The organism is Arthrobacter sp. HMWF013 (genome assembly GCF_003061105.1).
Classification (GTDB): domain Bacteria; phylum Actinomycetota; class Actinomycetes; order Actinomycetales; family Micrococcaceae; genus Arthrobacter.
Genome location: NZ_QAIQ01000334.1, coordinates 1 through 11403, shown reverse-complemented (window position 1 = coordinate 11403; position 11403 = coordinate 1). Strand labels below are relative to the sequence as shown.

The following is an 11403-nucleotide window of genomic DNA, read 5'->3' as shown; positions in this document are numbered from 1 at the left end:
GTGTACAGCCTGTTCAGGCACAAGGCTCCACACGGCACGGCCCTCTGGGGGGTTGCCTTCTTTTCGGCTTTTCCCGTATCCGCCATTCTCCAGGTGCCTTACGCGGAGCCGCTGACCGTATTCCTGCTCGCTACAGCGTTACTCCTGATCATCAGGCACCGTTACGTCTGGGCTATTCCGGTGGTAATTCTGTTGTGCCTTTCACGCCCGGTTGGGGTTCCCTTCGCGATGATGCTGGGACTTCTTTTTGTTGTCCGGCTGGTGGCACGGGTCCGCGGTAGTGAGCCGGAACCAAACCCTGGCCTTCGTGAGCTGGCATCGTTGGCCGGCCTCACCGCTGTGGGCGGGGCCTCCGCCTTGCTCTGGCCGGCAGCGGCCTGGTTGGCAACCGGCGACATCGAGGCGTATACCAAGACCGAAACGGTGTGGCGCGGGCACGACCTCGTGCTATTCAAGCCGTGGTTCGATACCGGAATCGACCTCTTCGGGCCGGTCCTGGGAATAGTGGCCCCATTTGTCTTTGCCGCTCTTTTCGGACTCATGCTGTTTACTCCGGCTGTGGTCAGGCTCGGCGTCGAGCTCCGGCTGTGGTGTGCCTGCTACATGGGCTATCTCCTCCTTTTCCTGCACCCGCAGACCAGCACCTTCCGAATGCTGTTGCCCCTTTTTCCGTTGGCTCTCGGCGCCGCACTCCTGTCCCGTTCCCGCGCCTACCGCGGGACGGTTATTACAATGTTTGTCCTGCTCCAGATCGTTTGGATTGTCTGGCTGTGGGCGTGGGCCCAATTGCCGGGGGGCGGTGATTATCCACCGTGATCCCTGGCGCCGACAGGCCGGCCATTCGGAGAATGCGACGCGGCCGGAAATGTCCATCGATTAGCTACGTACGGGTAATTACGGGATAATAGTTAGTAAGCAAGGACAAAATCATTCAGAAATGTTCGGCCATGGCGGCATCAGTACGTGCCGCCATAGCGGCTTGATATGACCACGCGGACACAGCCCGCCCGGGCTGGAATGTCCTGGGACTAAATGGAGGGGAAATTCCTCATGGCGGCTATGAAACCACGCACCGGCGACGGCCCTATGGAAGTCACCAAAGAGGGCCGCAGCCTGATCATGCGCGTTCCGCTCGAAGGCGGCGGACGCCTTGTGGTCGAACTTAACGCGGCGGAAGCGGCAAACCTCAAGGAATGCCTCGTAGGCGTTACCGAATAATCTTCCGACGTGACAGGGCCCGCAGCTTGCAAGCTGCGGGCCCTGTCACGTTTCTACTTCTTGACCGCTACCAACAGTCCGTCGCCGGTGGGCAGCATCGCCGAAGCCAGGCGGTCGTCGTCGCGGATGGCCTTGCCCACCTGGCGGAGAATCACAGTGTTGGCGTCCCGGGCAGCGGGATTGGCGACGCGGTCTTTGTCCAAGGCGTCATTGATGATCAGGAGGCCGCCGGTCTTCAGGAGCCGGATCCCCTGTTCCACGTAGCCGGGCAGCCCGGGCTTGTCAGCGTCGACAAACACGAGGTCATAAGCGGCGTCGGTCAGGCGCGGCAGCACATCGCCTGCACGTCCGGAGATGGTACGGGTGCGGTTGGCCGGACTCCCGGCTTCGGAAAATGCCTCCCGGGCGGCCTTAAGGTGCTCCACATCGACGTCGATGGTGGTCAGCACGGCCTGCGGGCCCAGGCCCCGCAGGATGCACACTCCGGAAACTCCGGCCCCGGTTCCGATTTCGACGGCGGTCTGGGCTTTGGAGCCGGCGGCAAGCACCGTGAGGACCGCGCCGACTCCCTGGCCGATGGGCGTCACGCCCAGCTCGAAGGAGCGTTCCCTCGCCCGAAGCATGACCTCATCCTCTGCGGGCAGATCTTCTGCATAGGACCAGCTCGTGGACTTGTCGGCGCTCATGGGGGATTCGCTTTCTGGGCGGCAGGGGAGTGTTGAATACAGCCTACTGTGTCCGCGCGTACCATCCGCGGAGGGCAACCTGTTGCGCCTTTGGCTGAAAACAACCCCGGTCAGGTAATTCCCAGCCAATTTTGAAATGATTAGTATCCGGTCATCCGCAAGGCGGCCGGCGCCGAATCAGTGATGACAAGTATCCGGGCGTCAGCAAATGCACGAGGGGAGTGGACGATGTCAGCATCAGGCGTGGCAATTGTCCCTGCAACACAAGATACCGCCGCCGATTGGGTCAGACCCACGTGGGAAGAAGTGGTGGCCAACCACTCCGCCAAGGTCTACCGGCTTGCCTACCGTCTGACGGGCAACAAGTTCGACGCCGAGGACCTCACCCAGGAAGTGTTCGTCCGTGTTTTCCGCTCGCTTGAGAACTTCAAGCCCGGCACCCTCGATGGCTGGCTGCACCGCATCACCACCAACCTGTTCCTGGACCAGGCCCGCAGGAAGAGCCGCATCCGGTTCGACGCACTGGCAGAAGACGCAGAATCCCGGATTCCCGGGCGTGAGCCCGGACCGGAGCAGAGCTTCGAGCTGAACAACCTCGACCTCGATGTCCAGGCTGCCCTGGAGGAGCTGCCGCCGGACTTCCGCGCCGCCGTCGTCCTCTGTGATCTGGAAGGCCTGTCCTACGACGAAGTTGCAGCCGCCCTTGGCGTGAAACTGGGAACAGTACGTTCCCGCATCCACCGGGGCCGCACCATGCTTCGCGAAAAACTGGCTCACCGTGACCCACGTCCGCAGCAGGGCCGGAAGCCGAAGCTCTCGCTTCCACGCATCGCCGGCATCCTCTGATCGGCACCATGACGCCCCAAAACCCCTTTGGCCGCCGGCATCACCGTGGCGCCGAGCACGTGCGCAGCTGCACAGAGTGTGCCGCAACCATAAGTCGCGAACGCCAGTACCTTGAACGGCTCAGGGGTGCGGCTGTGCCCCCGGCCAGCGAGGACCTGACTGCGCGTCTGCTGTCCAGAACTGAACTGCTCGCAGCCGCCCCGGAGCCCGCCACGGGCCAGCACCCTGCTGCCAGGATCCTGGCCCTGACCGCTGGCGGAACCGCCGCCGCGGCCGGAATCCTGGCCATCAGTGCCTTTGCGCTGGCCGGGGACAGCCTTCCCCTGGCCGGGACCGCAATGAACGGCAACCTGGTCCAGCACACTTCGCAGTTGCCGGCTGACGGCAGGGAGCTCAGTGAGCCCCAGTTGTCCGCCCTCCGCTCCGAGGGCTGGGTCTGTCCGGGGCTGGAATCCCTGGGTTTCCACGTCCAGACCGCCAAAGCGGTGACCCTCAACGGCCGGCCGGCGGTGGAGATGCACCTGTCGGACGGACAGCACTACGCCACTGTCGTGGAACAGCACTCCACGGAGCCTGGCCGGAGGGTGGGGGAACTGCTGGTCACCAGCGGTGCTCCGTGGACGGCCACGTATGAGACGGCCGCCGGTACGTTCCTGGTGACCTCCGATCTCCCGGCTGACCAGGCCGACGACGCCGTTCCATTGCTCCAGGGTCTCAGTGAGGCGGCGGTCGAGGGCATCAATACGGTCGTCAGTGTTGAGCCTGCTCCCGCGCAAGCCGCGGCTGACGATTCCCCTGCTGCCCGGATGGAGCGGGGAATCCGTAAAATCGGAGAAATGCTGGGGCCCTGATCCAGGCAGGTTCCACGGCCAGTGGGCAGGAATCGTCAGTGGGGCTCCGGAGAGGGTAATCTTCCTAAAGTGTTTGGTATCAACGGCCCGGAGTTCTTCCTTCTGCTGCTCATCGGCATCCTGGTGATCGGCCCCCAAAGGCTGCCCGAATACACCCAGAAACTCGCGAATCTGGTGAAGGAAGTCCGCCGCATGGCTTCGGGTGCGCGTGAGCAGATCAAGGAAGAAGTGGGGATCGACATCGATGATGTCGACTGGAAGAAATATGATCCCCGCCAGTACGATCCGCGGCGCATCATCAAGGAAGCTCTCCTTGATGACGACACGAAGCCTGTCAGTTCCGGGGCGCCTGCAGCTGTTGCGGCTGTCTCCGGTGCGGCCGTTGTTGCCGCGGGCGGAGCCGCAGCAGCTTCCGCCCGTCCTGAAAGGGTTGTCCAGGTCCTGCCCCCGGGCGAGGCGGCACCTTTCGACACCGAAGCCACCTAAGCCGGACGCTCAGCGCGGCTGCAGGCCCAGCTTAATCCCTGTCAGGCCACGAGGCCTCGCCGCCAATTTGCCCGCTATTGCCGTGAGCGCGATGGCCGCGGGGGTTTCCGGCCGGCCAAGCACGATGGGCATTCCGGCGTCGCCGCCCTCCCGCAGGAGGATGTCAAGCGGAATCCCGCCCAGAAGCGGAACGTCGGTGCCCACCGTAGCCGTGAGCCGTTCGGCGAGAACCGCTCCGCCGCCGCTTCCGAACAGAGCCATTCTGCCGCCGTCGGGCATCTCCAGATACGACATGTTCTCGATGATGCCGGCCACCGACTGCCCCGTTTGAGTCGCGATCGCTCCTGCGCGCTCGGCGACGTCGGCTGCCGCAGCCTGCGGCGTCGTGACCACCAGGATCTCAGCCTTGGGGAGCAGTTGGGCGACCGAAATTGCTATATCGCCGGTGCCGGGCGGAAGGTCAAGGAAGAGGGCGTCGAGGTCACCGAAGTAGACGTCGGTCAGGAACTGTTCCAGGGCTCGGTGGAGCATGGGCCCGCGCCAGGCGACGGGCTGGTTCCCGGTCACGAACATGCCGATGGAGATGACTTTGACGCCGTACGCGACCGGGGGCAGGATCATGTCATCCACGCGGGTGGGCGCCTGCGTGATGCCCATCAGGGCAGGGACTGAGAAGCCGTAGACGTCTGCGTCGACGATGCCCACGCGCAGGCCCTGGGCTGCGAGGGCGCAGGCCAGGTTCACAGTGACGGAGGACTTGCCGACGCCGCCTTTTCCGCTGGCCACAGCGAAAACCTTGGTGAGCGAGCCCGGCTGGTTAAAGGGAATCCCGCGCTGGCCGCCGGCGCCGCGGAGCTGTTCCTTCAGGGCATCCCGCTGCGCCTGATTCATCACTTTCAGTTCAACCTCGACGGCGGTCACTCCGGGAACTGCGGACAGCGCCTTTTCGGAGTCCGCCGTGATGGTGTCTTTCAAAGGGCAGCCGGCGATGGTGAGCAGGACCGCCAACCTGACGTGGCCGGCGTCGGAAATCCGCACCGAATCCACCATTCCAAGTTCCGTGATGGGGCGGCGCAGCTCGGGATCGATCACGGTTGCCAGGGCAGCGTGGACTGACTGCTCCAAGGTGGGACTCATTCGTGCAGGGCTCAGCTTTCGGGGATAGGGGGTTGCTGTGGGGCGCCGGGATCCTTCTTGACCTGATCCCTGCGGGCCGGTTCTGTGAGGGCTGCGTCCTTGACGGCGGCGTCCACGGGGCTCTCTTCCCGGTAGGCGGCGTGGCTCGGTTTCACCTTGGGAATCTGCTGCGTGCGGGGGTTCCGCTGTTTGTCGCGCTTGTCCTTGAGCCTCTCCTTGACCTTCTCACGCGGGGACTCGTGGCTGCCTGCGCCGGCAGGGTCGTGCGTCCGCAGCTCCTCCTGAGCCTCCAGCAGATCCTCAAGGAGCGAGCGAAGTTCCGCCCGTACATAATCTCTGGTGGCCACTTCGCGCAGGGCGATCCGCAGCGATGCCAGCTCCCTGGTGAGGTACTCAGTGTCCGAAAGGTTCCGCTCAGCGCGCTGCCGGTCCTGTTGGAGTGACACGCGGTCGCGGTCGTCCTGCCGGTTCTGGGCCAGCAGCAGAAGAGGGGCCGCGTAGGAGGCCTGCAACGAGAGCATCAGTGTCAGCAGCGTGTAGCCGAGGAGCCGGGAGTCGAACTGCCACTCCTGCGGTGCCCACGTGTTCCACACCAGCCAGACCACAACGAACACCGTCATGTACACCAGGAACTGCGGGGTACCCATGAACCGGGCGAAGCCCTCGGTGGCGTGGCCGAACGCGTCCGGATCAGGCGAGAACTTGGGCAGGATGCGCTGGCGGCCGCTCAGGGGCGTGTCCAGCCCACCTTTGTCCGCGTTCTTGGCCGGTGTCCGCCGGCCCGGATTCTTCGGAGCGCCGCTATCAGCCAATGCGGCCTCCCAGCTTTCTTATTGGGGCTTCGCCATCATAGGCACGCCAGTCATCCGGCAACAGATGATCCAAAACGTCATCAACAGTCACCGCCCCCACAAGCCGGCCGGCATCGTTGACCACAGGCAGGGAATTCAGGTTGTAGGTTGCCAGGGTGCGGGCCACTTCACTGATGTGGGCCTGGTCCGACAACGGTTCAAGGTTCTTGTCCACGAGGTTGCCCAGGGGCTCGAACGGGGGGAACCGCAGGAGCTGCTGGATGTGGACCACGCCAAGGAAGCGGCCGGTGGGGGTTTCCAGCGGTGGCCGGGCGATGAAGATCGACGATGCCAGGGCAGGGGAGAGCTCCTCGCGCCGGACGTGTGCCAGTGCTTCGGCCACGGTGGCTTCCGGAGGCAGGATGACCGGAACCGGGGTCATCAGGCCGCCCGCGGTGTCCTCGTCGTATTCGAGCAGCCGCCTCACGTCCTCGGCGCCCTCGGGTTCCATCAGCTGCAGCAGTTCTTCCGCCTGTGCGGAGGGAAGCTCACCGAGGAGGTCCGCGGCGTCGTCCGGGTCCATCTCCTCCAGGACGTCCGCCGCGCGCTGGACGTCAAGGGCTGAGAGGATTTCCACCTGGTCGTCTTCGGGAAGCTCCTGGAGGACATCGGCCAGCCGTTCATCCTGGAGCTCGCTGGCAACTTCGAAGCGGCGTTTGTCGCTCATTTCCTGCAGCGCCTCGGCGAAGTCAGCGGGTTTGAGGTCCTCATGGGTGGCCACGAACTGGGTGGCGGCCTGCGGTTCGGTGCGCGCACCCTGCAGGGCGTCGGCCCAGTCGATGATCAGGGTCTCGTTGCGGCGCAGGCGGCTGAGCGGGGACAGGGAATGTCCACGGCGCACAAACAGTTTGCTGACGAACCAGTCGCGGGAGCGGTGCTGGTCCATGGCGATGTCTTCAATCGTGGCGTCGCCGCTGCCGTCCCTGAGGGTGACCCGGCGGTCGAACATTTCGGCGACCACAAGGGTCTCCGCACCGCGCTGCTCGAAGCGCCGCAGGTTCACCAGTCCGGTGCAGATGATCTGCGTCTGGTCGATCGAAGTAATGCGGGTCATGGGCACAAACACACGCTTTTTGCCGGGAACTTCGACGACGATGCCCACCACGTGCGGGGCGCCGCGGGTGCCGCGAGAGAGCACAACAACATCACGCAGCCGGCCCAGCCGGTCACCGAGGGGATCGAAGACGTCCAGACCCAGGAGGCGCGCCACAAAGACGCGTGTAGGAGTTGTACTCACCTCTACAGGCTACCGAGTCTGCTCACTTTTAGCTGAATTACAGGCGGCACACATCCATATGGGCAAGAATGGACGTATGTCAAACATTTTTGGTGCTCCCAAGGCCGGCGGCCCCAATGCGCCGGACGACGCCCGGACGGTTCCCTCCGGTGACACCGTCGGTTCGTATAACTCCTACCTGGATGCGCAGAAGGCGGTGGACTACCTTGCCGATCAGCAGTTCCCGGTCCACATGGTCTCCATTGTGGGCAACGAACTGAAGATGGTGGAGCGGGTGACCGGCCGCCTCAGCTACCCCCGGGTGGCCCTCTCCGGTGCGCTCAGCGGCATGTGGTTCGGCCTTTTTGTTGGCGTGATGCTGTCCTTCTTCGCCCCGTCCCCGGGCTATTTTTCCATCCTGGCATCCGTGCTGATGGGTGCAGCCTTCTTTATGCTCTTCGGCATTGTTACCTACGCGATGCAGCGTGGGAAGCGCGATTTCACGTCCACGAGCCAGGTGGTGGCCACCAACTACGACGTCGTGGTCTCACCGGAAGCCGCCCATGAGGCGCGCCGGCTCCTGCAGCAGTTGCCGATGACCCGCTCCGATGCGGCAACCGGTGCCTACCGTGCACAGGGTTACCAGAACCAGCCCTACGGCCAGCCTGGCCAGCCCGGCCAGCAGGACACACAGGGCCAGCCCGGCAGTCAGGGCCAGCCCGGTCCCCAGCAGGGCCAGGCACCTGTCCGCCCCGCCAGTTGGAACGATCCCTACGGGCAGCACGGTGCCAGTAGCCCCGCTGCCGGAGAATCCGGGCAGCAGCCTGTCCAGCAGGAGGGTGCTGCCGCCCAGCCCGCCAAAGCGCCCGCTGCGGTCCGCTATCCCGATCTTCCCGACGGCCGCCCCCAGTACGGCGTGAGGGTGACGGACCAGCCTGCCTCAAGCGGGCCGGTTTCGGATCAGCCCGTTGCGGACCAGCCCAAGGCCCGGCCGGAATCAGCCCAGGACCGCGGAGAATCAGCACCTTAGTCAACGAGCGGCGCCGGTTGGAATGCGGCGGCACCGTAAACGCTGTAACGCGTCAGGCCCGGGGGAGAGTATCCAACCCGGGCCTGAGGCGTTAAGCGGTAGGCGCTATTTGACGCTGCCGGCGGTCAGGCCGCCAACGAGGTACTTCTGGAACATGAAGTACAGCACCACCACGGGAGCGGCGCAGACCAGGGCGGCGGCCATCAGTTGCGAGTAGACCGGGATCGCGCCACCCTCGACGGCGGAGGCAAACACCTGCAGGGCCACTGCGGCTGTGTGGGTGTCCGGGCGGGTGAATACTGATGCGAACAGCACGTCATTCCAGCCCAGCAGGAACGCGAAGATGGCTGAAACGATGATGCCGGGCCAGCTCAGCGGAATGATGATCCGGAAAAGGATGCCAATATTCGAGGCGCCGTCGATGCGTGCCGCTTCTTCCAGTTCCCGTGGGAGGCCTCGCAGGTAGGTGACCATGACCCAGGTTGAGAACGGCAGGGCAAAGGTCAGGTAGGCGATGAACAGGCCCCAGAGTGTTCCGATCACCGTCACACCCAGGTAGGTGCCTGCGGATGAGAAGAGAACGAACACGGGGAGCAGCATGAGGGTTCCCGGAATGGACTGGAGGCCCAGCAACCCGCGCAGCACCGTCAGGCGCCCCCAGAATGAGAACCGGACCAGGACATAAGCGGTTCCGATCGCCATGATCGCTGACACCACCGCAGTGGCGCCGGAGACAATCAGGCTGTTGCCGATGGCCTTTGCCAGCCCCACCGAATCCCAGATCTTGCTGTAGCTGTCCAAGGAGAAACTGCTCGGCCAGAATTCGCCGCTGGCAACTCCCACATCCGTGTTGAGCGAGGCCAGGAAGATATACGCGATAGGGGTAAGAACCAGGGCGCACAGCAGCACCGTCAGGATGGCCAGCAGAGGCCGTGGCATGAGCCGGGTGACTTCCAGGGCTGCGTCCCGCCGGATGGGCTGCTTCTTCTGCTGCTCGATCGGGTTAGCGGCGTCGAGGGTCATTTCTTTCCTCCTTCGTGCACATCAAGCCGGACTGCGCGCAGGTAGATGAAAAGCGGAATGGCAATCAGGATCAGCGAAACCACTGCCATTGCCGCGCTCAGGCCAAACCGGAAGCTTTGGAAGCTGGTGACATAGACCAGGATCGGCAGCACGTTCACGTCCGATGGTGCCGGGGCGCCGAAGAGGACATACGGGAGCGTGAAGTTGTTGATGTGGTTCAACGTGGCCAGCAGGAAGGCGAGCGAGACCGGACCCTTAAGGTAGGGGAAGATCACGTACCGCAGTTTGTTCCACCAGAGGGCACCATCCAGTGCCGATGCTTCGTGGACCTCGTGGTCCACGGCCTGCAGGCCGGAGAGCGCCAGCAGGTAGATGAACGGCCAGGCCGCCCAGATTTCCACCCACACAAGGGTCCAGTACGCGTTGGGGCCGTTGAGCCACAAGCCGCCGTCCATGCCCATGTTGTTCAACGTGACGTTCACGATGCCATCTGGCTGCAACATGGTCCGCCACACACTGGCCACCACGAACGAGGGCAATACGTAGGGGATGAGGAAGATGGACCGCACCAGGGCACGGCCACGGTAGGCGTTCTGGGTGACGACGGCGGCGGCCACGCCCAGCGGGATTGTCACTACTGTGGAAATCACCGCGAAGGAAACTGAAAGCCAGATGGAGCGGAGCAGGTCGCTGCTCATCGCAGCTTCAATGTAGTTCTGGATGCCGATGAACTCGGCACTGACCCATTGGCGCAGGGTGTACTGATCGAGGTCGATCAGGGACATCCAGATGCCCATGGCCAGGGGGACAAGGATGACAATGGTCATCAGGAGTCCGCCCGGGATCAGGAGCCAAAGCGGCCGGTTACGCTCGCTCAGGCCTTTCCGGCGCTTGGGATGTGTTTCGGGCGTGCCGGGTCCGGCGGCCGCCCCGGCCGCCGGACTGCTGTCCGACGGCCGGGGCTCGGTGACGCTGCTTGCCATGTTTCTTAACCTTCCGGAGGAGTTCGGTCGGTTCTACTTCTTGGCCCGGTCCAGTGCTGTCTGCGACTTGGCCTGTTCGTCTTTCAGACGCTGTGACAGGTTGGCATCGCTGACGGATCCGGAGGAGAGGTCCGGAATGGACTGAACAACCACGTTGGTCAGTGACAGCTGGACATCGCCCCAGGCCCCGCTGAATGGAGTGGCGACTGATTTGGCGCCCGATTCAAGTGCCGGCGCGATCATCTCATTCGTTTCCAGTTCCTTCGCGGCTTCCTGGTTGGCCGGAAGCTGGCCGAAGACCTTGAAGTAGTTAAGCTGGACGTCTTTTTCCGTGATCATTTTGATGAACGCGAAGGCGAGATCCTTCTGCTTCGAGTAGTCGGCCACCACGAGGTTGTCACCCGAGAGGATGCTTGCGGCAGGCTTGCCGCCGGACGGGTTGGAGCTCTCACCTGGCGGAACCGTGGGCATCAGGGCGTACTTGTATTTGCCCTTGACGGCCGAGGCATCCAGGGCGGGGATGGACAGCGGGGACGTCATGGGGAAGTAGGCGGCTTTGCCTGCCGCGAATGCAGCCAGTGCCTGCGGGTTGGCCCAACCCACCGAGGAGGGGTCAACCACTTTGTCCTTGGTCACCCAGCCGAAGTAGGTTTCGTAGGCCTTCTTAGTGATGGAGTCATCAATGCGGACCTTGCTGCCGTCAATGATGGGGTTGCCGGCCTGGATGGACATGCCCCAGATGTACTTCCAGGGATCGAAGTTGTCCTTGTACGCAACGGCAATACCGTACTGGTCACCCTTGGTGAGCTTCTTGGCCTGTTCCGTGAATTCGTCCCACGTGGTTGCGGGCTTTTCAATGCCGGCAGCAGAAAGCAGTTCGGTGTTGTAGGCCATCACGAAGGGCCTGCTCACGAAGGGGATACCGATCTGGTTGGATTCATCCGGCCCGGAAATTCCCAGCGCGGCCGGGACGAACCTGTCCTTGCCACCGAGCTGGTTCCACTCGTTGTCGCCGAGCTTCACAAAGGCGCCGGTGGAGTACGCAGTGGGTGTGAAGGTGGTGCCAAGGCCATACA

Annotated in this window: 12 protein-coding genes and 1 pseudogene; 6 read left to right on the top strand and 7 right to left on the bottom strand. The window is 63.6% G+C overall.

Annotation, left to right across the window (positions count from 1 at the left end; translation table 11 throughout):
- A pseudogene (locus DBR22_RS12695) lies at positions 1–816 on the top strand (hypothetical protein); the annotation flags it as partial.
- Positions 817–1050: 234 nt separating this feature from the next.
- Positions 1051–1218 carry a DUF3117 domain-containing protein gene (locus DBR22_RS12690; protein WP_009357720.1) on the top strand — a complete coding sequence of 56 codons (168 nt, stop codon included), beginning with the start codon at positions 1051–1053 and terminating at the stop codon, positions 1216–1218.
- Between the two features lie 53 nt (positions 1219–1271).
- On the opposite strand, the gene DBR22_RS12685 is transcribed toward DBR22_RS12690, so the two are convergent.
- Positions 1272–1904 (bottom strand): O-methyltransferase, encoded by a 633-nt coding sequence (locus tag DBR22_RS12685; RefSeq protein WP_108599315.1) that lies wholly within the window; start codon positions 1902–1904, stop codon positions 1272–1274.
- A 228-nt stretch (positions 1905–2132) separates the two neighbouring features.
- Here DBR22_RS12685 and sigE point away from each other — a divergent pair, with 228 nt between their 5' ends.
- From sigE to DBR22_RS12670, 3 genes are all read left to right on the top strand, one after another.
- Positions 2133–2750 (top strand): RNA polymerase sigma factor SigE, encoded by a 618-nt coding sequence (gene sigE / locus DBR22_RS12680; RefSeq protein WP_108599314.1) that lies wholly within the window; start codon positions 2133–2135, stop codon positions 2748–2750.
- Between the two features lie 8 nt (positions 2751–2758).
- Positions 2759–3601, top strand: a complete 843-nt coding sequence (locus tag DBR22_RS12675) for an anti-sigma factor (RefSeq protein WP_258229178.1) — start codon at positions 2759–2761, stop codon at positions 3599–3601.
- 69 nt (positions 3602–3670) lie between these two features.
- Entirely contained in the window at positions 3671–4087 is a 417-nt protein-coding gene (locus DBR22_RS12670) for a Sec-independent protein translocase TatB (RefSeq protein ID WP_108599313.1), read from the top strand.
- Positions 4088–4096: 9 nt separating this feature from the next.
- Here the strand turns inward: DBR22_RS12670 and DBR22_RS12665 are convergent, their stop codons facing one another.
- From DBR22_RS12665 to DBR22_RS12655, 3 genes are read right to left on the bottom strand one after another with little or no spacing between them, the layout of a single operon-like run.
- A complete protein-coding gene (locus tag DBR22_RS12665) occupies positions 4097–5224 on the bottom strand; it encodes an Mrp/NBP35 family ATP-binding protein (RefSeq protein WP_108599312.1) in 1128 nt (375 codons plus the stop codon).
- Between the two features lie 11 nt (positions 5225–5235).
- Positions 5236–6036 (bottom strand): DUF1003 domain-containing protein, encoded by an 801-nt coding sequence (locus DBR22_RS12660; RefSeq protein ID WP_108599311.1) that lies wholly within the window; start codon positions 6034–6036, stop codon positions 5236–5238.
- Positions 6029–7312: a magnesium transporter MgtE N-terminal domain-containing protein gene (locus DBR22_RS12655; protein ID WP_108599310.1), complete on the bottom strand. Its 1284-nt coding sequence runs from the start codon at positions 7310–7312 to the stop codon at positions 6029–6031. Before DBR22_RS12655 ends, DBR22_RS12660 begins: the two co-directional genes overlap by 8 nt.
- A 76-nt stretch (positions 7313–7388) precedes the next feature.
- On the opposite strand from DBR22_RS12655, the gene DBR22_RS12650 reads away from it, so the two are divergent.
- On the top strand, positions 7389–8321 hold the full coding sequence (locus DBR22_RS12650; protein WP_258229177.1) for a general stress protein: 933 nt from the start codon (positions 7389–7391) through the stop codon (positions 8319–8321).
- Between the two features lie 105 nt (positions 8322–8426).
- Here the strand turns inward: DBR22_RS12650 and DBR22_RS12645 are convergent, their stop codons facing one another.
- The 3 genes from DBR22_RS12645 to DBR22_RS12635 all read right to left on the bottom strand — a co-directional run.
- Complete coding sequence (locus tag DBR22_RS12645) at positions 8427–9260, bottom strand: carbohydrate ABC transporter permease (RefSeq protein WP_258229179.1); 834 nt, start codon at positions 9258–9260, stop codon at positions 8427–8429.
- An 80-nt stretch (positions 9261–9340) separates the two neighbouring features.
- Entirely contained in the window at positions 9341–10327 is a 987-nt protein-coding gene (locus tag DBR22_RS12640) for a carbohydrate ABC transporter permease (RefSeq protein WP_108599308.1), read from the bottom strand.
- A 33-nt stretch (positions 10328–10360) separates the two neighbouring features.
- A partial coding sequence (locus DBR22_RS12635) for an ABC transporter substrate-binding protein (RefSeq protein ID WP_108599307.1) occupies positions 10361–11403 on the bottom strand: 1043 nt, incomplete at its 5' end.